Source organism: Streptomyces sp. Q2 (genome assembly GCF_056820935.1).
The window spans coordinates 102,533-124,444 of the sequence record NZ_JBXEJE010000029.1; the positions used below are offsets into that span (position 1 = coordinate 102,533).

The following is a 21,912-nucleotide window of genomic DNA, read 5'->3' on the forward strand; positions in this document are numbered from 1 at the left end:
CCCTAGAACAGGAGTGCCCATGCCGCAGATCACCGTCGACTACTCCGCCGTGATGGCTCCCGCCTTCAACCGGGCCGGCTTCGCCGAGGCGCTGCACTCGGCGACGGTCGAGATCGCCGCGGCCAAGCCGGAGGCGTGCAAGACGCAGTTCCGTAGCAGCGAGTACACGCTGGTCGGCTTCGACGAGGGGCACGCGGTCGTCCACGTCACGATCGGCCTGCTCGCCGGGCGCACCGACGAGACCAAGGCGAAGCTGACCGAAACCGTCGTGGCACTGCTGCACCAGCATGTGAAGGACGAGGGCTTCCCCCTGCACGCCACCGCCGAGGTCCGCGACCTGGACCCCTCGTACCGCAAGCTGGAACGCTAGGGGAAGACCTAGGAGGTCAGTGCGATCAGCCGGGTGGCCAGGTCGGTGAACGGCCCGTCGGCCGGCTCGTCCCGGAACATGTGCCGCGTCAGCGCGGCCATCTCCTCGTCGTGGGCGGCGCTCACGGCGGCCAGCGCGGCGAAGTCGTGCACGAGTTGCACCTCCAGCTCGCCGCGCGGGATGCGCCGGCCGTCCAGCCAGATCAGCGCGGTCGACTCGGCGAGCGAGATCCAGGAGCGGATGACCAGTTCCAGGCGCGCGGGAGGGTTCTCCACCCGCAGATGCGAAAGGATCTGGTCGTACGCGGCCTGGCGCACGGAGTCGATGAGCGCGTTCGTCGCCGACGAGCCGACGGCCGGGCCGCCGCGCATCAACGCCGAGAAACCGGGCCCGTGATCGTCGACGAAGTCGAAGAACCGGCGCATCACCCGCTGCAGCCGGGCCCCCAGCGGCCCCTCCCGCGGTTCGACGAACCGGCTCGCCAGATCCTCCGACGCACGCTTCAACGCGGCCTCGTACAGGCTGAGTTTGCCGGGGAAGTAGTGGTAGACCAGCGGGCGCGAGATGCCGGCGGCCGCCGCTATCTCGTCGATGGAGACCTCGTCGGGCGAACGACGGCTGAACAGTTCGAGGGCGACGCCGATCAACTGCTGCCGCCGCTCCTCGACACCCATTCTGCGACGTACCCCGGTAGTCATACGAACACCTTACCGATCGGATCCGGCCCCGAACGGACCGGAGCGGCCAGCGGTGTTCACGAATCCGCCACAAGACGATCACTTCGAGTGGATGCGGCACCGGCTGTTCCGCTACGACAGGGCCTAGCGCAGAGCGTCGATCGACCGTCCGCTCTCCAGCTTCCCCGTCAGGCCGGCCTGGGCCCCCTGCTTCGTCTCCACGGCCAGCAGGTTGCCCTGGGCGAAGCCGCCGACGCCGCCCGTCGTCGTGATCGACGCAGTGTCGCGGCTGCCCGCCGCCAGCAGGTACCAGGAACCCGCCTCCGACTTCCACAGCACCCCGGCCAGCACGTGCGGATCGCGCGGGCCGCAGGCCGGTACGTTCTCGGCCTTCGCCGCCACCGCCCCGTACGGCCCGCCCGGCGTACGGAACTGCGCCAGTACGCGCGTACCGCCGCCCCGCCAGGTCTCGGCGCGGGTGCACACCCACGAGGCCGAGCCGCTCGCGTCGGGCAGCGGCTGGGTGGCGTACTCCCACGCGTTCACCGACCGCACGCCCTGGGAGCGCACGGCGGACAGGGAGCAGGCGAAGGGTGCCCAGGCGCGCAGTCCCGCCGCGCCGGACGCGTCGTGCGTCGAGCCCGGCCGGCCGGTGGTGAGGCGGGCCGGGACCAGTTCGCCGAGGTCGGTCGACAGGCGGGTGCCGGAGCCGTCCGTCAGCTGGAGCACGTTCCACGAGGTGCACGCGCCGGTCTGCTGGGCGGCGCTCGCCAGCGGCGAGGTGACGCCGTCGGTCACCGTGAGGTCCATCGCGCCGGAGCCCGGCTTCAGCAGGTCCCGCTCGGCAGCCTTCCTCACCCAAGGGGCGGTCAGATAGCGGACGTTGCCGTCGGCCCGGCCCAGCACCACCGCGTTCGCCTCGGCGCCGGTCGCGCCGTCCACCCGCGCGAAGTCGAGGGCGGCGCCCTTCGTGCTGTCCTTCGGTTCCGCGTACCGGGCGATGCGCAGACCGTCGTAGAGGATCACCACGCGCGCGTTGTCGACGTTCCCGGCGTACAGCAGCTGGGGCGGGCCCGCCGGGCCGCCCGACGGGGTACCCGGGGTCGCGGAGACCTGTACGGTCTCGCCGGGGCGGGCCCAGACGGCGAGGGCGCGACGCAGCAGCGCCTTGTCGCCGGTGAGGTCGCCGCGGGCGGGCCACACGGAGAAGTCGTGGCGCGCGGCGGCCTGCCAGGCGGTGGCCGGGACCCTGGTCAACCGGGCCGGGTCGAGGGCGGCCTGGGCCGCCGGGTTCTGCGCGTACGGCGGGGCGGCGGCGCCGTCGGGTGCCCAGCCGTCGCCGGGCAGGCCGAGCAGCGCCCCGCACACGGCGACGGCCGCCGCGGCGGCGAGCGCCGCCTTCATGTGCTGGCGGCGCCGCATCAGGTCGGTGGGCCGTGCCTGCAGCGAACAGGGGTCGAACTCGGGGGAGCCGAGCAGCGCGTACTGCGCGGCGACCTCGTCGGCCTCGTCCAGCGCGTCGTCCACGTCGTCGACGCCCGCGGCCGTCAGCACCTCGCGTACGTCGCCGTCCGGGAGCTTCTCCAGGCCGCGCAGCACGTACGCGGCGCGGGCCGGTCCGGACAGGGCGGACAGTCGCTGGTCCAGGGCGAGTTCGTCGGCGCCGCCGGAGCGCGGGAAGAGGCGCAGGCCCCACACCTGGGGTAGCAGCGGCGGCAGCTGCGACCGCTTGGGCCACGCCCTGAGCGTCAGCGGCAGACCCGCCTCCAGGGCCGTACGCAGCACCCGGAGCCGGACGAAGGCGTAGCCCGGGTCGCCCTCGCGCCCCGTCGACTGGGCGGGGATCACCGGCGCGGGCGTCCGCCCCCGGGGCAGGGCGCGCTGGGTGAGCGCGTGCGCGGTCAGGACGCGCCGGTTGCGGCCGAGGCCCGGCGGCAGCACCAGATAGGCGAGCCGGACGAGCCGGGGGTAGTGCTCGACGAGCGCCGCCTCGGCCTGCTCGACGTCGACGAGCGGGTCGGACGACGAGGAAGCGGCGGCGGAGCCGGAGCCGGAGCCGGGTGCGGGGCGCGGGGCGACATCCTGTGACTGCACGTTCAGCAGAACGAGCGAATCGGTGGTTGGTCACCGTCACCCGGGTGACTCAGCCCTCCGACTCGACCAGGGCCCGCGCGTAGTTCGCCATCGACCGCTGGTAGCGCGGCAGATGGGGTGCGAGGGCGCCCAGGACGAGGGCCAGGCCCTCGCGGTCACGGCCGAGACTCGACAGACACAGGGCGAGCGTCGCGCGTACCGCGTCGTCCAACTCGTCCGAGGGGCCGTCCAGTTCGGGTGTCAGGAGCTTGACGCCCTCCTCCGCCCGCCCGGTGTTCCGCAGGGAGCTGGACAGCTGGATCTTGGCACGCCGCCCCTTGTAGCCGTCGAGACCGCGCGCGAGCGCTTCCCGGTACAGCGGAACCGCCTTGTCCGAGTGACCCGTGGAGTCCCAGGCGCAGGCCTGCTCGAAGGGGCCGAGCGGGCTGTCCGTCGGCAGCTCGGCGACGAGTGCGTCGATCACCGCGCGGAAGGCCGCGGCATCCTCTTCCGTGTAGTCGTCGAAGCCGGCCCACGCGGTGGTCACGCGATCTTCCCAGTCCTGGTTCACCGGGACACTTTCGCACGGGCGTGCCGGCCGGGGCACTCGATTTGAGCGCTGCGTGCTCCGGAACCGTATCGAAGGGGACGGGCCCCTCGCCGGGGCCGGCTGAGGCATGGTCTGATGCATGCGACCGGAGGAACAGATGAGGGTGACCCGACCGAAGCTCGCGCTGACCGGCGCGGCGCTGGTGCTCGCGCTGACGGGCTGCGGATCCGGCGGCGAGAAGGCGGCCGCTGTGCCGGAGACGGCGACCGGCAGCCTGGAGCACCTGGCCGCCGAGGCGAAGTGCGATCCGAACATGCAGACGGACGCGGACACGATCCGCCAGGCCATCTGCAAGAACCCCGACGGCAGGTTCGTCCTCGCCACGTTCTCCACCGACCGCGGTCAGGCCGAATGGCTGAGCGGGGCGAAGGACTACGGCGGCTACTACCTGGTCGGTCGCAAGTGGGTCGCCGTCGGCGAGGAGAAGACGGTCACCGCGCTGCGCGGCCGGCTCGGCGGGACCATGGAGGAGGGGTCCGCCCACATGAATCCCGGTGGGAGTCACAACAGTCACACCAGCTGACCGCGAGGTGCGGGAGCAGGCGAAAGCCGGCGGTGGGAGATCCCACCGCCGGCTTCCTTGTCGGTCAGTGCCGGATGCCTAGCAGGTCACTGGCATTGCTGACCGCTGTTGATGCAGTCGACCATCTGGTTCATCACGTCCTCGTCGAAGAAGTTGATGAAGTCGTTGTGGTCGGTGATCGGCTTGTGCAGCTGGTCCGGGAAGGAGTCGACCGCGAACGGGTTCACGACCTGTCCGTTCTCGATCTGCGGGGCCGGCACGTCGTAGACCAGACGGACCTGGAGCTGGGGGATGGCCTGGAAACCGTTGGAGCAGGTGCCGTCCGCCTCGACGAAGTCCACGTGGGTGCGGTGGTTGGCACTGTCGATGTTCTGGCCGTCCCAGCAACTCTGGAAGAAGGACGTCCGTACCACCGAGCTGCCCTCGGGGCAGATCGGGTACTTGTCCGTCAGTTGCCGGTCCTCGAAGCCGGTGCAGCTCCAGTTCGTGTTGGCGTTGTTGAGGCCGTTCACGAACGACTTGGCGTCACCGGTGATGATGCGCAGGGCCTTCGGCATCGCGACGACATCGCTCGTCTTGTTGCCGACGAACTTCAGCTGCGCCTCGCTGGCCTGCTGGATCGTGCCGACGTTGCCGTCCTGACCGCCACCGGCCGCGTTCGCGTCGATGTCGTCCTGACCGTCCTGCACACGCAGCACCGGCCAGAAGTACGACGACTTGTCGCCCTGGTTCTCGCAGGTGGTGTCCGCCGCCGCCAGGTCCTCGTCGCTCGCGAACGCGTCGTTGTCCTGGTTGCCGACGTAGTCGTGCTGGTGCTGCGCACCATTGCTGACACCGGGAGCGACGATCACGTTGTCCGAGTTGCGGTTCTCGTTCTCGTTGGTGCCACAGCTCGTCGTGAAGGTGCCCGTCGAGCCGCCGTTCCCGTTCGCGGGGAGCCCGTTGCCGTTCACGCCCTGCGGGCCGCCGTTGGGCTGGACGGTGGTGATGTCCTGGAAGTCGGCCGCCACCGGGCCGTTGCCGGCCTGACCGCCGTTGCCCTCCTGGCCGCCGTTGTCCTGGCCCTGGTCCTGGCCGTTGTCCTGGCCCTGGTCCCCACCCTGGTCCTGACCGTCGTTGTTCTGGTCCTGACCGTCGTTGTTCTGGCCCCCGCCCTCGCCGTCGACGACCTCCGGCTGGTCGGCCACCACGCCTTCGCACTCGGCGAGCTGGTCCATCCCCTGCGGAGCTTGGCCGCCCACCCGCTTGATGTTGATGTTGATCCGGTCGAGGGTGGCCACCCGCTTGGACTTCAGCGGGCCGAGAATGGCGTTGTTGACGAAGCCGGCATCCCCCGCCTGGGCCTGGCGTGTGTCAGCGAGACGCTTGTAGGCCTCCGTGACCTGCTGGTCGAGCAGCGCCAGCTCCTTGTCGACGCCCGCCCGAGCCTTGTCCGGCACATCGGTGAGCTGCTGGCCGACATCCGGGCAGTCGATCGTCGCAACCTGCGCGGCGGCGGCCTTGGTCTGGTTCTGGGCCCCGTTCTCCTCGTGCGCCGAGGCATAGAAGTTGGCCCAGATCAGCCCGCCCCCACCGAGCGCTAGGGCAGCCGTTCCGGCGATGGCCTTGGTGGCCAGCGGCATACGGCGTTTTCTTGTGTTGCGTCCCATGGAACTCCTCTGACTTCCTTGCGGGGCATTCGAGGCGCCCGACAGGAGTGAAGCGGCGTCCCTGAATACGGAAGGAGTCCCTCGGGTGTTCAGCCGTCTCAGAAATTGGTGAGAGATGCGCGAGACAATTCGGTTTCAACTGCCCCGGTACCACCAGGAGTTGTTGATCCCTCACAGGAGGTGCCCGAGCGGGGTCCCCATTTCAGCGGCCGTGGTCGAGATAGGCGAGAACCGCCAGAACACGGCGGTTGTCGTCGTCCGACACCTCCAGGCCCAGTTTGGCGAAGATGTTGGCGGTGTGCTTGGCGATCGCCCGCTCCGTGACCACCAGTTTGGCGGCGATCGCCGCGTTGGTGCGGCCCTGCGCCATCAGTTCCAGTACCTCGCGTTCACGGGGCGTGAGCCGGCCCAGCGGCTGGTCGCCGGCCGCCCGCCGGGACAACAACTGCTGGATCACCTGCGGATCCATCGCCGTTCCCCCCGCCGCGACCCGTCGTACGGCGTCCACGAACTGCTCCGCGTCGAACACCCGGTCCTTGAGCAGATAGCCGACCCCGCCGCTGCCGTCGGCGAGCAGCTCACGTGCGTACAGCTGCTCCACGTGCTGCGACAGGACCAGCACCGGCAGGCCGGGTCTGTCCCGGCGGGCGTTCAGCGCGCACTGCAGGCCCTCGTCGGTGTGCGTCGGCGGCAGTCGTACGTCGACCACCGCCACGTCCGGCTGCAGTTCGGCCAGCGCGGCGGCCAGCTCCGGCCCGCTCTCGACGGCCGCGACGATCTCGAAGTCGTGGGCCTGCAGGAGCCGGACGAGTCCGTCGCGCAGCAGGAACAGGTCTTCGGCTAGGACAACGCGCAAGGGATCTCCATGGTGACCATGGTGGGGCCGCCCGCGGGACTGCTGACGGCCAGGACGCCGTCGAATGTACCCAGTCGCCGCTCGACTCCGGCCAGTCCCGAACCGGCCCCGATCACCGCACCTCCCCTGCCGTTGTCGGTCACGGAGACCCGCAGCATGCCGCCGCCTTCCGCGACGTGGTGCAGGTCGACCCAGATCCGGTCGGCGTCCGCGTACTTGGCCGCGTTGGTGAGCACCTCGCTGACCGCGAAGTACGCGGCCGACTCGACGGGTTCGTCCGCCCGGCCGGGCAGGTCCACCTCCACCTCGGTCGCCACGGGCATCCGCAGCGCCAACGCCCGTACGGCATCGCCCAGTCCGCGTTCGGCGAGCACCGGCGGATGGATGCCGCGCACCAGGTCGCGCAGCTCGGCGAGGGCGTCCACGGACGACTGGCGGGCCTGCGCGAGCAACTTCCGTGCCTGCTCGGGGTCCTTGTCCAGCAGCATGTCGATGGTGCCGAGATCCATGCCCATCGCGACCAGCCGGGCCTGCGCCCCGTCGTGCAGGTCCCGCTCGATGCGCCGCAGCTCGGCGGCGGAGGTGTCGACGGCGTCGCGCCGGGTCTCGGTCAGGACCCGCACCCGTTCGGCCAGTTCGGCCTGGCTGGGAGTGAGCACCGCCCGGGTGAGCCGGAAGTGGAGCTGAAGCGCGCTGACCGCGTACCGGTGGGCGAGGACGAGGAGGACGGCGCCGAGAGCGGCGGCGCCGAAGGCGGAGGCCTGGTCGGAGACCGGTACGAAGCCGTACCAGTAGGGCCCGTCCGTCGTGTCCGCGAAGACCCGCCACAGCCCGGCCGCCAGCGCGAACCCCTCCAGGGGATAGAAGATCAGGAGGGCAGGCAGCAGAGCGGTCACGAACCCCGCCGTCATGTCCACCAGGAGCCAGCGCACGTCCCGCCAGGTCGCCGGGTCCCGCAGCAGCGCGTAGGTGCGCTTGAACGGGTTGGCGGTCTCGGGCAGCGGCCGGTACGCCGAGGGGATGCGTATGCCGCACCATCTCTGCGCGAGTTCACGGCGGTTGTCCGCGAGAGCCCGCACCGCGGTCAGGATCCACGGGGTCGTGACGGCACCGAGGCCGAGGGGAATCAGCGCGATGGAGACCAGGGCCAGGACGTAGCAGACGATCGTGAACGGCAGCACGGCCACGGCCAGCACGAGCCCCCGTACGCCGGCGAGCAGCATCCCCCGGGCCTTCGAACCCCCGCCGTCGTCTTTCGTGTCGGTGTTCATGCCGTCAGTCTGGCCGAGCGGCAGGCAGGGGTCACGGGGGTTGGACGGCCGGTCAGGGGGTGGTGCCAGGTACACCTACGGCCGCCGCGAGGACCTTCGCCTCGATCTCCGGATCGAGTCCCACCACCGGCCGGTCGGGACGTTGTGGTGGCACGCCGCCGATGCTTCGCAGCCAGGTCCAGGTGTCCGCCACGGTCTCGGTGACCGGGCGGCAGCGCAGGCCCGCCGCGATCGCCCTGGAGACGTCCGACCTGTGCAGGGCCGCGTGTCCCTCGCTGTCCGGCGGCAGCCACACCGGCAGGTGCAGCCACGGCTCGATGCCCGCGTCGAGGACGACGTCCGGCGCGGTCCAGCGCAACTCGGCGGCCCCGCCGGTGACGTCGACGCAGGCGTCGAGGAGCGTGCCCATGGTGGCGTGCCCCGAGGGACTGACGAGGTCGTACGGTCCGCTCGCCTGTCGCTCCACCGAGTCGAGGGTCCATCGTGCGAGGTCACGGACGTCGACGTACTGGATGGGGAGGTCACGCGGCCCGGGCGCGAGGACGGGTCCGCCGCGGGCGATCCGGGTCAGCCACCAGGGCAGCCGGCCGATGTTCTCGTACGGCCCGAGGATCAGCCCGGCCCGTACGAGCAGGGAGCGGTCCGTGCCGAAGGCCTCGACGGCGGCCAACTCGCCGCCCCGCTTGTCCCGGGCGTAGTCGCTCTGGTCGGCGTCGGCCGAGGCGCCCTCCACCAGGGGCGTGTCCTCGCCGTGTCCGGCGGCCCGAGGCCAGGCGTACACCGAGCGGCTCGACACGTACACGTACCGCTCGGCGCGGCCCCGCAGCAGCCGCGCCGAGTCACGCACCGCACGGGGCGCGGCCGACCAGGTGTCGACGACGACGTCCCACTCGCCCTCCGTGAGGGCGGCGAGCCCGTCGGGCGCGGTGCGGTCACCGTGCAGCGACCGCACGCCGGTTGGGGGTTCGTGCCGTCCCCGGTGGAAGACGGTCACCTCCCAGCCGCGCCCGACGGCCGCCTCGACGACGGCCCGTCCCACGAACTCCGTACCGCCCAGCATCAGAAGTCTCATGCCGGGACTGTGCCCGGTGGAGCGGCGGGAGGGAACCCGGATCTGCCGTCGGCAGAGCGGAGAGGAACCGGAGGCTCAGGGGGGAGCTCAGCGCCCGGTCGGCGGTGCGTACTTGTAGCCCACCCGGCGTACCGTCTGGATCGCCTGACGGTTCTCGGAGCCCAGCTTGCGGCGCAGCCGGGCGATGTGGACGTCGACCGTGCGGCCGTCGCCGACATGGCCGTACCCCCACACCGTGGTGACCAGCTGGTCGCGGGTGTGCACCCGGTGGGGGTGGGTGACCAGATGCGCCAGGAGCTCGAACTCCAGGTAGGTGAGGTCGAGTTCGCGCCCGTTCACCTCGGCCGTGCGCTGCACGGTGTCGATGCGGACGAGCGGGTCCCCGGCGTCGGCGCCCGGCGTGCCGGCCGCCGGCGCGTCCGGCACCGCCACCGGCAGGAACGGCGGCTGCTGGTCGGCCGGGACCAGCACCAGGTAGCCGATCATCGGCGGCCGGCCCGGCAGGGTGGGGAGGGTGTGCGGAGGAGCGGGCAGCCAGGTGGCGCCCGGCGGCAGGAACTCCGCGACGTCGATCACCTCGTCCCGGTCGACGGCGCGCAGACGATGACGCGAACCGTTGGAGGAGGGGAGGGCGGCGGGGGAGAGAGAACGAGTGGTCGCCATGAGAGGTCAGCTCTTTCGCGCGAGAGATTCGTCAGGAAGGCCGACGGCCCCGAGTTCGTGGTCGGGTTCGTCGAGAGGACCTACGTCGTTTCGCGCCGGCCGAAGGCCGGGGATGTGCGGCTTTAGAGGGCCGGCGCGTTCATCGCGCGGCAACACACCCGGTCGAAGTCGTGGTGCTGACGGGAAGGCCAGAACGGCTCGAGGTCATGGCGACCCGTCGCGGTGTGGTTCTGGAAGCCGGCCATGGCCCCATTGAAGCAGACGCAGGCCCGCAACAGGAGCCTGCTCTCACTGCTTGGACGGCGGCCTGGCGTGAAGTCGCTCGCGCCGGCCTCACCCCACCAGGCGTTTGCGCCAGGTCAGGGGCGTGACGTCGATCGCCTTGTCCGGATCGCCGTCCCACTGTGCGGACAGCCCGGCCGCGCCGAGCGCCGCGACGACGTCGTGTCCGACGGCCCTCGTGGTCTCCTGCGAGTCGTCGAACCCGCCGTAGTGCAGCGTGAGTCCGTCTCCTTCCGCCGCGCCGCGGGTGCACTGGTGGTGGAAGAAGACGAAGCCCCGGGCCCTTTCCCTGCCGTCCGCCTCGGCGCCGATCTCCGCCATGCCGCAGCTGCGACAGCAGGTGAAGTTCTCGCGGGCGACGATGCCCTGGTGCTCCAGCGCGGCGAAGGCCTGTTCCAGCCGGTCCGGGTCGGTCTGGCCGGTCCACGCGGCCTGTTCCTCGACCCGCTCCAGCCACAGCCGTTCCACGATCCGGCGCGCCTGTGCCGAGGACAGGGGCGGCTCGGCAGCGCGGTCCTGCACCAGGTACACCGTCTCCTGGATCAGCTTCTCGATGCCGAGGTAGCCGTCGTCGAGCATCTCCCGCACGTACCTCTCGGCCCGCGCCGCGAGCTCCGGATCGGGCTCGGGCACCTCCTCGGGCGGCGCGAGTTCGTCGCGCCGCCAGGTGATCCCGGTGTCCCATTCCGTCTCCTGGCGCGCCCAGCGGGCCATCACGGCGGCGACGAGGTCCGGGTCCGGCACCTCGGTGATCCACATGTACGGCACGGATCCCGTGCGGTGCTGGAACTCGTACACCCCGCCCCGTTCGTGGGCGACCTGGATGAAGACCCCCGGCCGGTCCGGTATCCGCTGCACGACGAGGAAGTGGTCGTCCTCACCGCCGATGCGGTGCACCAGCTCGCTCAGCCGCGGCGCCGANCCCGTTCGTGGGCGACCTGGATGAAGACCCCCGGCCGGTCCGGTATCCGCTGCACGACGAGGAAGTGGTCGTCCTCACCGCCGATGCGGTGCACCAGCTCGCTCAGCCGCGGCGCCGAAATCCGGGCGTGTGTCTGCCGGTTCTCCGTCGCGACCTTGATCGCGAGGCCCTCGTCGGTCTCCATGGCAGCGCACGATACGCGCAAAGGGCGCCCGCCGAGATGGCGGGCGCCCCTTGCGGGAAGCAGTGGTGATCAGACCTGGCCGGCCTTCTCCAGCGCGGAGCAGCAGGTGTCGACGATGAGGCGCGTCACCAGGTACGGGTCGACGTTCGCGTTCGGACGGCGGTCCTCGATGTAGCCCTTGCCGTCCTTCTCGACCTGCCACGGGATACGGACCGAGGCGCCACGGTTGGAGACACCGTAGGAGTACTCGTTCCACGGGGCGGTCTCGTGCAGACCGGTCAGGCGGTCGTCGATGCCGGCGCCGTAGTGCTTGACGTGGTCGAGCGGCTTGGAGCCCTCACCGAGCGACTCGCACGCGGTGATGATCGCGTCGTAGCCCTCGCGCATCGCCTTGGTGGAGAAGTTGGTGTGCGCACCGGCGCCGTTCCAGTCGCCCTTCACCGGCTTCGGGTCCAGCGTCGCGGCGACGCCGAAGTCCTCGGCGGTGCGGTAGAGCAGCCAGCGGGCGATCCACAGGTGGTCGGAGACCTCCAGCGGGGAGACCGGGCCGACCTGGAACTCCCACTGGCCGGGCATGACCTCGGCGTTGATGCCGGAGATCGCGAGGCCCGCCTTGAGGCAGTTCTCCAGGTGCGCCTCGACGATGTCACGGCCGAAGATCTCGTCGGCGCCGACACCGCAGTAGTAGCCGCCCTGCGGGGCCGGGAAACCGCCCTTGGGGAAGCCGAGGGGGTAGCCGTCCTTGAAGAACGTGTACTCCTGCTCGATGCCGAAGATCGGCTCCTGGGAGGCGAACTTCTCGGCGACCTCGACCAGCGCGGCACGGGTGTTGGACTCGTGCGGCGTCATGTCGATGTTGAGGACCTCGCACATGACGAGGATGTCGTCGCCGCCGCGGATCGGATCCGGGCAGGAGAAGACCGGCTTGAGGACACGGTCCGAGGCGTGGCCCTCGGCCTGGTTCGTGGAAGACCCGTCGAAGCCCCAGATCCCCAGCTCGGCACCCTTGGCGTCGTCGGCCAGTATCTTCGTCTTGGAACGGAGCTTCGCCGTCGGCTGGGTGCCGTCGATCCAGATGTACTCAGCCTTGAAGGTCACGGGCCACTTCCTTCGGGGGTGTGTCTAGACGCACTTGCGGGTGCTGCGGCGCTGCGGCACTGGGGCACCGCTTTCGATGCCACGCAGCCTGTCAACAGGCGATTTCCCGGTCATTGCTCGAATGTGAACCCCGTGTTACCTGGTGGTGCTGTGTCGCGACTCACGCTGTGAGGGTCCTCGCGGCGGGGGGATGGGGCGCGGAGGGACGCGAAACACGGACGAAAAGGAGCGCGGGGGCGGCTCGTATGCGATGAGGTTGGGGGCGGGGTGCGGGGGCATGCAAGATCAGGACATGCCGGTCCCGCCGCCCCTGGCCGGGGGCGGCGGGACCGGTGACACGTACGGCTACCGGCGTCCTCGCATCACCCCACCTTCTCGATCAGTGCCCGGCGGATCAGGAACTTGCCGGGCTCCCGTACCTGTTCGAAGGCCGCGTTGTTGAGCAGCGCACAGCTGCCCGAGACCGAGGTGACCTCCACCGTCGTGGACTTGTTGTTGTCCAGGTTGGTGACCTTCAGCTTCGTCCCGGCCGGGAACTGGTTGCTGGACGCGGCCGGGGCGCCGGCCTCGCCGGACAGGGTGACGGTCGAGCCGTTGCACACCTGCTGACCGGAAGCGGCCTGCGCGGGCGGCGTGGTCTGCGCGGGAGGCGCTGTGGATGCGGGCGCCGTGTTCTGCGCGGGGGGCGTGGTCTGAGCCGGCTGTTCCGGCTGCTTCGCCTGGGAGTCCTGAGCCGACTCCCCGACGACACACCCGGACGCCTCCTGCTGCACCTTGATCTGGGCGACGACGGCCTCGCGGTTGGCGATCCGGGCCTCGGACTGCGCGTCCGGGGCGGCCCGCTGGCCGTCGATGAACCGCTGGTTGTTGCCGAGGGCGGTGGCGAGGCCCTGGCAGACGGTCGACTCGGCGGCCGTCTGCGGGGACTGCGCGGCGTTCGAGGTGGCCGCCATGACGAAGACGCCGCCTCCCGCCACCGTCGCGGCACTCACCAGCAGCGCGAGCTTCTTCTTCGTGCCGAGCGTTCTCCTACGCGACATGCGCGGCTCCTGAGAGGTAGGGAAGCGTACGCCGCTATGTACGAGATACCGAACGTCGTGACTCAGCGTTGACAGGAGTCACCAAAGTGGTGCGCGTCACACCTGGTGTCAGCTGTCGCCCTGCTCGTACGCCACCACCGTGTCGTTGACGTGCTGGAGCAACCCCTCGGTCAGGCCCGTGAGTTCGGCCTCCCCCGTCTGTGCCCCGTCGCCCCACTGCCCGTTCGCGAACACCACCGAGCGCACGGTCATCAGCCGTCGGAAGACCCCCGCCGAACCGGGCGGCACGGTCGGCAGCCCCGCCCCGGGCGGCGGGTCGAGGGAGACCACCTGATACGTCACCGGGTCCATCGAGGCCATCGCGAACACCGCCGAGGCGTCCTCCACACGCCGGAAACTCAGCACGCTGACCGTCACCTGCGAACGCTGTGCGGTGTCCGTGAACAGTGCCGCCGTCAACCGGACGCATCCCTTGCCCTGTTCGAGCAGCGCGGCCAGCTCCGGTGACATGCCGCGGGCGCAGTCGGTGGTGGTGGCGAGGTCGACGCGGTGGTGCCGGGACCCGTCCTTCAGGCGCACGTTCTGCTCCGGGAAGGCCTGCTCGGGCCGGATGACCGGCCGCGCGAGCAGGGAGGGCAGCGCGGTCGGGGCGTCGGCGGGGAGGGATCCGGTGACGGACGGGACGAGAGTGCCGGTGTCCGTGGTCGCCGACGTCAGGGGAGTGGCCGTGGCCCTCTCGCCGTCGCGACCGCCCGCGTACATCACCGCGCCCACGACGATCGCGGCCACGAGGACGACGCCCGTGCCGGCGGCGGCCGCGCGCCGGGTGCGGCGTCTTCTGCGTATGTGCTCCTGTTCCGCCACCCATGAGGCGTACGGGTCGGAGGTGTGCGGCATTCCTTGATCACCGAAGGTCATGGCGGCGGAGGGTAACAGCGCGAGCCCTCCGAACTCCCGTCGCCCGACAAACCATTGACTACCGGGACCACCGGGACCACCGGGACTACCGGGACAAGGCGTCGCGTACGGCCTCGTCGGTGCGGGCCACCACCGCCGTACCGTCGTCCGCGGTGATGATCGGGCGCTGGATCAGCTTGGGATGCCCGGCGAGGGCGGCGATCCAGCGGTCGCGCGAACTGTCGTCGCGCGGCCACTCCTTGAGGCCGAGCTCCTTCGCGGCGGCCTCCTGGGTGCGGGTGATGTCCCAGGGTTCGAGGCCGAGGCGGTCGAGGACGCCACGGATCTCGTCCTCGCTCGGCACGTCCTCCAGATAGCGGCGCACGGTGTACTCCGCGCCCTCCGCGTCGAGCAGCGTGAGCGCGCTGCGGCACTTCGAACAGGCCGGGTTGATCCAGATCTCCATGCGCGCCACGGTACGCGAAAACCCGTCTTCCACCTGTGTCACAGCGCCCCCTGCAGCCCTTTGGCCAGGGGCTTTTGTCAGTGCCGGGCAGTAGAATAGAAGCAGTGTTCGAGGGTGTCACCGGGGTGTCGAGATCTCCGGGGGAGACGCCCTGACCGCGACAGGAGGATGCCTGTGCCCGCTGCCGCACTGAAGCCGAAGCCGTTGCCCACCCAGTCCACCGCGAAGCGTCCCGTGCTGCTCGACCTGCCGTACGCGCCCGTGGAGAAGCGCCCGCTGCCGCCGGGGCGGCCGCGCGAGTGGTACGTCAGTCACAACCGCCGGCTCAAGGCCATGCGCCTGGCGATCGCCCTGCTCGACTCGGGCGTGTTCGTACCCAACCAGGCCCGCAACGAGACGATACGAAGCGCCGCGGAGACGATCGGCGTCCACCCGCCGTCGGACACGACGTGCCACATGGTGCGGGCGCTGATGCGTTACTCGCGGTGAGCGTCCGGCGCCGGGTGCCCTGAGTCCGTACGGTCACCCGGCGCCGGTGCGCACGCCCGCCGAGGGCTCCGCCCTCAGACCCCCGGGCCTTCGCCCACCCACCACCCGACTCGGTCGGACGAGAAGTACCCGACCCTCGCCTCTCAGCCAACCGAGACGGGTGGCGGGTGGGCATAGGCCGGGGGTCTGGGGGCGGAGCCCCCGGTCGGGGTCGAAGGGGCGGCGCCGCTTTTCATGGGACGGGTAAGGGCGGCGGGGGCGAAAACCCCCGGAGCCAGACCACGCACCTCTACGCCGACAACTCCCTCTCCACCGGCGTCCGGAACCGCGGTGTCACCCTCACCGCACCCACCCACCCCCGCAACCGCTCCGCCTCCGCGGCGATCGCCGCCTCCGCGTCGCTCCCCACCCCGTCCGTGTCCAGCAACCGCCACACGATCTCCCCGTCGGCCCGCTGGGCCCACCCGCCCACCACCCGGCCGTTCCACCAGACCGTCGGCCCCACGTTGCCGCTGTAGTCGAACAGCGCGGGGCGCAACTCCGGGGCCAGGTACCAGTCCCGCCGCTGCCAGCCCATCGCCGTCGGATCGAGTGCCGGCAGCAGCGCGGCCCAGGGTTCGCCGGGCCCCGCCACCGGGCCGACGTCGCCGTCGACCACGTACCCCACGCCCTCGTCCAGGGACACCGGCCGTGCACCGATCGCCGCCAACGCCCGGCGGACGTCCGTCACTTTCCACCCCGTCCACCACTTCAGGTCGGCCTCCGTGGCCGGGCCGCACGCGGCGAGCCAGCGCCCGAGCAGCGCCGCCTGGGCCTGGGACGCGTCCAGTTCGGGGTGGGCGGGGGCCACCGCCCAGCGGAACTGGCTGGACGTCCAGGAGCCGAGCGGCCGGCCCCGCACCACCTTGCCCTCGACGCCCAGCACCCTCAGCAGACGGGTCGAGACGGTGTGGACGCCCTGGTAGCTCTTCCCGGCCGCGTACACGAACTGCTCCCGCAGGCGAGGCTCGTCCTCGGCGAGTTCCGTCGCCGTCGCCTGTCCGCGCCGCGCCAACGCTGCCAGCGCCGACTCCTCGACCTCCTCCAGCCAGGCCGCGTCCGGCGCCCCGGCCGCCGCCATGTCCTTCAGCAGCGTGGCCCGCTCCCGCGCGGCGACCGTGAGACCGGTGGAGGCGTGCACCACCGCGGTCAGCTCCGTCGGGAACACGAAGACCGTGTGCCGCATGCCGTGCATACGGACCAGCGCACGGTCCTCGTACAGCGCCCGGCCAACCTCCGGCACGGCCTTGGCCGGGTCCGCGAGCCGCGCGCCCACCGCCAGGTACACCGTCGCCGGGTCCGATCCGTGCAGCGCGACCAGGGAGGCGGCGACCTCCTCCGGACTCCCCGCCCGTGCCGCCCCGGCCAGTCGGTGCCGCAGCGCGAGCCTCGCCCGCCGCTCCGCCACGCCGATGTACCGCTCCTCGTCACCCATACCGGCATCCTCCCGGACGCCACTGACAATCGGCCCCCGCCGAGGGCCGGGTGCCGTCACCCGATTGCCGTATTCGGCATGCGTACGCCCCCGCGTCGGGCCTTCACTGCGATCAGGCGGTGACGGAAACCAGGGCACCAGGGAGGCGCGATGCGGAGACAACGCAGATGACCGGCCCCGCCGACCCGGTCCACCCGGTCCACCCGGTTCACCCGGCCCACCGCACCGACCCCGCCACCCGCGCCGCCTGCGGCAAAGCCGCCCGCAAGCGCGTCCCCCGCTCCGCGCACGCGGGCTGGATCCCCTCCGTGGGCCGCCCCGACCCCGTCGGCGTACTCGAACGGCAGGGCCGCGACCGCCTGCCCGAACTGCTCCCGGTCCGCTACGGCCGCATGACCGCCTCCCCCTTCGCCTTCCTGCGCGGCGCGGCCGCCGTGATGGCCGCCGATCTCGCGGCCCAGCCGCACACGGGCCTCACCGTGCAGCTCTGCGGCGACGCTCACCTGCTCAACTTCGGCCTCTACGCCTCCCCGGAACGGGCTCCGCTCTTCGACCTCCACAACTTCGACGAGACGTTCCCCGGCCCTTTCGAATGGGACGTCAAACGCCTCGCCGCCAGCGTCGCCGTCGCCGCCCGGGAGAGCGGACACAGCGACGCCAGGGCCCACCGCGCGGCCCTGGAGGCGGTCGCCGCCTACCGTCTGACCATGCGCCGCCTGGCCCGGAAGGGCGAACTCGACGTCTGGTACGAGCGCCTCGACGCCGACAGCCTGCGGCCCCTCGTCCGCTCCGCAGGCCGGCGCCGCCGCGCCGCCTCCAGCCTCACCCGCGCCCGCCGCCGCACCAGCCTCCAGCCTCTGGACAAGCTCACGGACGTCGTCGACGGACACCGGCGCCTCGTCCACGACCCACCGCTGCTCGAACCCGCCGGTGCCCCCGACATGGCCGCCCTGCGCAAGATCTTCAGCGACTACCGCTCCACCCTCGCCGAGGACCGCCGCCTGCTCCTGGACCGGTACCGCTTCGTCGACGCCGCCCGCAAGGTCGTCGGCGTGGGCAGCGTCGGCACCCGCTGCTTCATCGTGCTGCTCACCGGCCGCGACCTGGACGACCCGCTGTTCCTGCAGCTCAAGGAAGCGCAGAAGTCCGTACTGGAGGAGCATCTGCCGAACGGGCCGTACGACCATCAGGGGCACCGGGTCGTCGCCGGGCAGCGGCTCCTGCAGGCCGCCGGTGACCACTTCCTGGGGTGGATGAGCGGACCGCAGGGGCGGGCGTTCTACTGGCGGCAGCTGCGCGACCCGTTGGGCTCCGCGGACGTCGCCGGGATGAGCCCGGCCGAACTCGTGGCCTACACCCGGCTGTGCGGCACCGCGCTGGCCCGCGCGCACGCCCGTTCCGGTGACCGCATCGCGATCGCCGCCTACCTGGGCGGCGCGGACACCTTCGAACGGGCCGTCGCCGACTTCGCGCTCCGCTACGCCGACCGGACCGTCCACGACCACGCGACGCTCGGCGCGGCCGTCGCCGCCGGCGTGGTGACCGCGGAACCCGGGGTCTGAGACGCGGACGTCCGGGGATCCGGTCAGGCGTACGTCTCCAACAGGCCCGCCACGTACGCCTCCAGCCGCCCGCCCAGCACCTCGGCCGTCAGATCCGTCCGGCCCAGCTCCCGCCAGGGACCCGCGAGCTTCGCCGCGTCGGGGGAGTAGCCGAGGGCGTCCAGCAGCCGCCAGTACAGGTGGTCCGGTCCGTCGGCGAGGCGACGGCCGCCGTGCGCCTCGTAGCGGGCGCGGAAGCCGAGTCCGTACTCGGGGCCGTGCAGCAGCGCCAGGGTTGTCGAGCAGTGGGCGACGTCCAGGTCGGCGGGGCCCCACGAGGTCTCGACCCAGTCGACGACTCCGCTGATCCGCAGCCCGTCGCCGCTCCCCTCGAACAGGACGTTCCCCGGGTGGTAGTCCCGGTGCAGGAAACAGCCCTCGTAGGGCGGGGGTTCGCGGCGGATCACGTCCACCGCCCGCTCCCACAGCGGCCCCGGCGGGGTGACCGCCCGCTCCGGCGACGTCCACGCCTGGTAGGGGCGCGGGCGCTCGTCCGGTACGACCTCGTGGATCCGGACGAGTTGCGCCGCCAGCAGGTCCAGGCGCCGCTCCAGCCCGGCGGTGTCGTCCTCGTCGACCCGCACCCGCCCCGGGAGCAGTGACATCAACAGCGAGGGGTGGTCGCAGAGTTCGGCGGAGGCGTCGACGGCGACCGGTCGTGCGGCGGGAACGCCCTCCTGCCCGTCGAGGAGCGCGAGGACGGACACCTCGCGGGTCAGCAGCCCCGGGGCGTGCCGGCGGAAGAAGGGCTTGACGAAGGTCCGCAGCACCAGCCCGGTGCCGTCGTCGAGGGTGAGGCGGCGCATCTGGGAGCTCCAGCCACCGGACAGCGAACGGCTGTCACGGACCGTCCGCCCCTGCGGGAGCTGCTTGGCCAGCCACGACCGGGTCGCCATCCACCCCGGAGTGAGCACGGCCGACACGAACGCGCGCCGGTCCTCGGGATGATCGCGGAACCATGTCCCCAACTGGTGGTCGGCAGAGGGCAGTTCGAAGCGTGTGTACTGCGCGCGGGCGCAGAGCGCGTCCTGCACGGCCTCCGTCACCTCCGGCGGGATCACCGCGTCCGTCCCCGGCACGGCGAGAACCGCCCGCCCCTCGTAAGCCCGCAGCACGTCGAGCGCGGGTGACGTTCGCCAGCTGTCGGGGGTGCGGATGAGCGTGCTGAACCGGCCGTCGCCCGTCCCGAACGGCACGTCCCACGCCTCGGCCGCGTACACGGCGGGCGCGCACAGCCCCAGCGCCGTGACCCGGTCGCCGTAGTGCGCGGCGAGGTCGGCGACCGTCTGGCCGCTCATACTGAACCCGACCAGGACCAGCGGCCCGTCCGCCGGGACGAACGCGTCGACGACCGACACCGCCTGCTCGAAGCGGCGGCGCAGACTCAACTCCGGCAGGGTGCCCGTGCTTTCGCCGTGCCCCGAGAAGTCGAACGCGAGGCCCCTGCAGCCGTGCGCGACGAACTCCGACAGCCACGGGAGCAGCCGCTCCTTGCCGCCGTTGCCCGCGCCGTGCAACAGAACGACGGTGGCCCGGTCCGGACCACCGTCGTCACCGCCATACACACCACTGAGCCGTTCACCGGCGTAGTCGTACGTGAAAGGGGAGAGCTCGCTCATGCCCCCATTCACTCACGGCCCCCCGCCCGCGGGAAAAGGAGATGCACGCGGAGTGACCGCTTCCCTACGCTGGACACGCGTCGAGGAGTTGCCCACCACCGCGTTCCGCAGGACAGGTATCACCCCGCGGACTCGGGGCTACTCTCTACGCACCGACGGACGGCCGCCCACCCCTGGCGCCCCGTCGGGGCACGGATCACCGCTCGTACCAACCCACGCCCACGGAGGCCCGTCATGGGCACCATCGTCATATCCGGGACCGTCGTCCTGGTCGTTCTGGGATTCGGAAACCACATCTGGTGGCTCGCCGCCGTCGTCGTCCTCTTCCTGTACGCGCAGTACGGACGAGGCGCGTCCTCGCCGTCCTCGCCGACGGGGGGATCCTCGGCGGGACCCACGCCCGCGAGCTACCGCGCCTACCGCGACCGCCGTGACAAGCAGGCCAGGTGGGAGCGCCGCTACCGCCGCGAGCGCCCCTTCGAGTCCCGCCGTCAGGAGCGCGAGAAGAGCAAGTGAGCGCAGTGGGACCGCTGGTGATCCCGGTGGCCCTCGGTCGTCGTCACAGACCGGGGGCACCCCACACCGGGAACCAGCGGCTCAGGTCGGGCTCGATCCGCAGGTCGTGTGCCAGTGCCGCCTTCACCCGCAGCTCCAGCGCGTTGTCGCGCCGCTGCCCCTCGCCGGGCAGCGGCGCGAACGGGAAGAAGGTGCCGCGCTTGTAGAGGTAGACCATCGCCAGCGACCGGCCCTCCGGATCCCGGAACCCGGCCAGCGAGCACAGCAGTTGCGGCCCAAAACCGTTGACCTCCATCGAACTGTTCACCGCGTGCAGGTCGTTGACCAGGAGCGACAGCTGGTCGGGAGTACGTTCCGACACCAGCCACGAATACCCGTAACGGTCCCGCCGCAGCTCCACGGGCGGCCCGTCCCGGTCGGTGTCCGCGTCGAGCAGGGCCTGCACCTCCCGATGCGTCTGCTCGAAGGCCGCGCCCTCCACCGTGGCGAAGCACACCGCACCCCGCCCGGTCGGCGTGAAGGAGGCGGCCGCCTCCAGCGACACCGCCGCCGACGGCAGGGCGAAGAGCTGGTCGAGATCGGGCACGACCGGCTTCGTACGGCCGAGCAGGATGTCCAGCAGCCCCATCCTCAGCCCGCCCTCCCCGGTGTCGCCGCCTCGCCCAGCTCACCGGAGATCCGCCCCAGCTGCTCCAGCCGCTGCTCCAGGCTCGGGTGGGTGGAGAACATCCGCGCCACACCCGGCTCGGCGCCCAGCGCGGGAGTGAAGTAGAAGGCGTTGAAAGCCTGGGCGGTGCGCAGGTCCTTGGAGGGAATCCGGGCGATGTCGCCGGTGACCTTGGTGAGCGCGGAAGCCAGCTCTGAGGGCCGGCCGGTGAGCAGCGCCGCCGCCCGGTCCGCCGCCAGCTCCCGGTACCGGGACAGCGCCCTGATCAGCAGGAAGCTGATCGCGTACACGGCCGCCGACACACCCATCACGGCGGCGAAGACGACGGCGGTGTTCTGGTCCCTGCGCCCGCCGCCGAACAGCTGCGAGTAGAAGGCGAACCGCACGATCAGGCCCGCGATCACCCCGAGGAAGGACGCGATGGTGATCACGGCGACGTCCTTGTGCGCCACGTGCGACAACTCGTGCGCGAGGACGCCCTCCAACTCCGCCGGCTCCAGCCGCCGCAGCAGCCCGGTGGTCACGCAGACGACGGCGTTGTCGGGGTTCCGCCCGGTCGCGAACGCGTTCGGCATGTCCATCTGCGACACGGCGACCACCGGCTTGGGCATGTCCGCGAGGGCACACAGCCGGTCGATCACGGCGTGCAGCTCGGGATACTCCTCCCGCTGCACGACCCGCCCGCGCATCGCGAACAGCGCGATCCGGTCGGAGAACCAGTACTGCGCGCCGAGCATCCCCGCCGCGACCACCACGACCAGCACCCACGACCTCAACAGCACGACCAGCGCCGCGACAAAGGCCACGTACAGCAGCCCGAGAAGAAACATCGTGACCGTCATCCGCACGGTCAACCGCCGGTCGCTCCGGAAGCGGCTCTGCATCTCGCATCA

At 71.4% G+C, this 21,912-nt stretch carries 22 protein-coding genes; 5 read left to right on the plus strand and 17 right to left on the minus strand.

From position 1 onward, the window contains the following. Positions 1-19: 19 nt before the first annotated feature. Positions 20-370, plus strand: coding sequence for a 5-carboxymethyl-2-hydroxymuconate Delta-isomerase (locus tag ACWBNA_RS30395; RefSeq protein WP_482707716.1), 351 nt, complete (start codon positions 20-22; stop codon positions 368-370). A gap of 8 nt (positions 371-378) precedes the next feature. Here the strand turns inward: ACWBNA_RS30395 and ACWBNA_RS30400 are convergent, their stop codons facing one another. The 3 genes from ACWBNA_RS30400 to ACWBNA_RS30410 form a co-directional block, all read right to left on the minus strand. Beyond that, on the minus strand, positions 379-1,068 hold the full coding sequence (locus ACWBNA_RS30400; RefSeq protein WP_482707717.1) for a TetR/AcrR family transcriptional regulator: 690 nt from the start codon (positions 1,066-1,068) through the stop codon (positions 379-381). Positions 1,069-1,191: 123 nt separating this feature from the next. Beyond that, complete coding sequence (locus ACWBNA_RS30405) at positions 1,192-3,141, minus strand: hypothetical protein (RefSeq protein ID WP_482707718.1); 1,950 nt, start codon at positions 3,139-3,141, stop codon at positions 1,192-1,194. 49 nt (positions 3,142-3,190) lie between these two features. Continuing rightward, entirely contained in the window at positions 3,191-3,691 is a 501-nt protein-coding gene (locus tag ACWBNA_RS30410) for a tetratricopeptide repeat protein (protein ID WP_482707719.1), read from the minus strand. Between the two features lie 136 nt (positions 3,692-3,827). Between ACWBNA_RS30410 and ACWBNA_RS30415 the strand changes: the two genes are divergently transcribed. Then, positions 3,828-4,253, plus strand: coding sequence for a hypothetical protein (locus ACWBNA_RS30415; RefSeq protein ID WP_482707720.1), 426 nt, complete (start codon positions 3,828-3,830; stop codon positions 4,251-4,253). A gap of 86 nt (positions 4,254-4,339) precedes the next feature. On the opposite strand, the gene ACWBNA_RS30420 is transcribed toward ACWBNA_RS30415, so the two are convergent. The 10 genes from ACWBNA_RS30420 to ACWBNA_RS30465 all read right to left on the minus strand — a co-directional run bounded on the left by ACWBNA_RS30420 (position 4,340) and on the right by ACWBNA_RS30465 (position 14,653). Next, on the minus strand, positions 4,340-5,902 hold the full coding sequence (locus ACWBNA_RS30420; RefSeq protein WP_482707721.1) for a DUF1996 domain-containing protein: 1,563 nt from the start codon (positions 5,900-5,902) through the stop codon (positions 4,340-4,342). Between the two features lie 202 nt (positions 5,903-6,104). Next, positions 6,105-6,758: a LuxR C-terminal-related transcriptional regulator gene (locus ACWBNA_RS30425; RefSeq protein WP_482707722.1), complete on the minus strand. Its 654-nt coding sequence runs from the start codon at positions 6,756-6,758 to the stop codon at positions 6,105-6,107. After that, positions 6,743-8,029: a sensor histidine kinase gene (locus tag ACWBNA_RS30430; protein ID WP_482707723.1), complete on the minus strand. Its 1,287-nt coding sequence runs from the start codon at positions 8,027-8,029 to the stop codon at positions 6,743-6,745. Before ACWBNA_RS30430 ends, ACWBNA_RS30425 begins: the two co-directional genes overlap by 16 nt. Positions 8,030-8,081: 52 nt before the next feature. Further along, on the minus strand, positions 8,082-9,101 hold the full coding sequence (locus ACWBNA_RS30435; protein ID WP_482707724.1) for an SDR family oxidoreductase: 1,020 nt from the start codon (positions 9,099-9,101) through the stop codon (positions 8,082-8,084). Between the two features lie 87 nt (positions 9,102-9,188). Continuing rightward, complete coding sequence (locus tag ACWBNA_RS30440) at positions 9,189-9,764, minus strand: winged helix-turn-helix domain-containing protein (RefSeq protein ID WP_482707725.1); 576 nt, start codon at positions 9,762-9,764, stop codon at positions 9,189-9,191. 333 nt (positions 9,765-10,097) lie between these two features. Then, a complete protein-coding gene (locus tag ACWBNA_RS30445; RefSeq protein ID WP_482707726.1) occupies positions 10,098-10,943 on the minus strand; it encodes a DUF6891 domain-containing protein in 846 nt (281 codons plus the stop codon). 278 nt (positions 10,944-11,221) lie between these two features. Further along, on the minus strand, positions 11,222-12,250 hold the full coding sequence (gene glnII, locus ACWBNA_RS30450; protein WP_482707727.1) for a glutamine synthetase: 1,029 nt from the start codon (positions 12,248-12,250) through the stop codon (positions 11,222-11,224). 362 nt (positions 12,251-12,612) lie between these two features. Continuing rightward, positions 12,613-13,290: an RlpA-like double-psi beta-barrel domain-containing protein gene (locus ACWBNA_RS30455; RefSeq protein ID WP_482707728.1), complete on the minus strand. Its 678-nt coding sequence runs from the start codon at positions 13,288-13,290 to the stop codon at positions 12,613-12,615. 108 nt (positions 13,291-13,398) lie between these two features. Next, on the minus strand, positions 13,399-14,208 hold the full coding sequence (locus ACWBNA_RS30460) for a hypothetical protein (protein WP_482707729.1): 810 nt from the start codon (positions 14,206-14,208) through the stop codon (positions 13,399-13,401). An 85-nt stretch (positions 14,209-14,293) separates the two neighbouring features. Next, positions 14,294-14,653, minus strand: a complete 360-nt coding sequence (locus tag ACWBNA_RS30465) for an arsenate reductase family protein (RefSeq protein WP_482707730.1) — start codon at positions 14,651-14,653, stop codon at positions 14,294-14,296. Positions 14,654-14,827: 174 nt separating this feature from the next. On the opposite strand from ACWBNA_RS30465, the gene ACWBNA_RS30470 reads away from it, so the two are divergent. Next, on the plus strand, positions 14,828-15,142 hold the full coding sequence (locus ACWBNA_RS30470) for a hypothetical protein (protein WP_383872110.1): 315 nt from the start codon (positions 14,828-14,830) through the stop codon (positions 15,140-15,142). Positions 15,143-15,431: 289 nt separating this feature from the next. Here the strand turns inward: ACWBNA_RS30470 and ACWBNA_RS30475 are convergent, their stop codons facing one another. Then, on the minus strand, positions 15,432-16,616 hold the full coding sequence (locus ACWBNA_RS30475) for a winged helix DNA-binding domain-containing protein (RefSeq protein WP_482707731.1): 1,185 nt from the start codon (positions 16,614-16,616) through the stop codon (positions 15,432-15,434). Positions 16,617-16,783: 167 nt separating this feature from the next. Here ACWBNA_RS30475 and ACWBNA_RS30480 point away from each other — a divergent pair, with 167 nt between their 5' ends. Then, positions 16,784-18,178, plus strand: coding sequence for a DUF2252 domain-containing protein (locus ACWBNA_RS30480; RefSeq protein ID WP_482707732.1), 1,395 nt, complete (start codon positions 16,784-16,786; stop codon positions 18,176-18,178). A gap of 23 nt (positions 18,179-18,201) precedes the next feature. Here the strand turns inward: ACWBNA_RS30480 and ACWBNA_RS30485 are convergent, their stop codons facing one another. Next, complete coding sequence (locus tag ACWBNA_RS30485) at positions 18,202-19,836, minus strand: alpha/beta fold hydrolase (protein WP_482707733.1); 1,635 nt, start codon at positions 19,834-19,836, stop codon at positions 18,202-18,204. Positions 19,837-20,070: 234 nt separating this feature from the next. Here ACWBNA_RS30485 and ACWBNA_RS30490 point away from each other — a divergent pair, with 234 nt between their 5' ends. Beyond that, positions 20,071-20,352 (plus strand): hypothetical protein, encoded by a 282-nt coding sequence (locus ACWBNA_RS30490; RefSeq protein ID WP_482707734.1) that lies wholly within the window; start codon positions 20,071-20,073, stop codon positions 20,350-20,352. Positions 20,353-20,395: 43 nt separating this feature from the next. Here the strand turns inward: ACWBNA_RS30490 and pspAB are convergent, their stop codons facing one another. Both pspAB and htpX read right to left on the minus strand, forming a co-directional pair. After that, positions 20,396-20,980 carry a PspA-associated protein PspAB gene (gene pspAB, locus ACWBNA_RS30495; protein ID WP_482707735.1) on the minus strand — a complete coding sequence of 195 codons (585 nt, stop codon included), beginning with the start codon at positions 20,978-20,980 and terminating at the stop codon, positions 20,396-20,398. Between the two features lie 2 nt (positions 20,981-20,982). After that, entirely contained in the window at positions 20,983-21,903 is a 921-nt protein-coding gene (gene htpX, locus ACWBNA_RS30500) for a zinc metalloprotease HtpX (protein WP_482707736.1), read from the minus strand. Between the last annotated feature and the right edge of the window lie 9 nt (positions 21,904-21,912).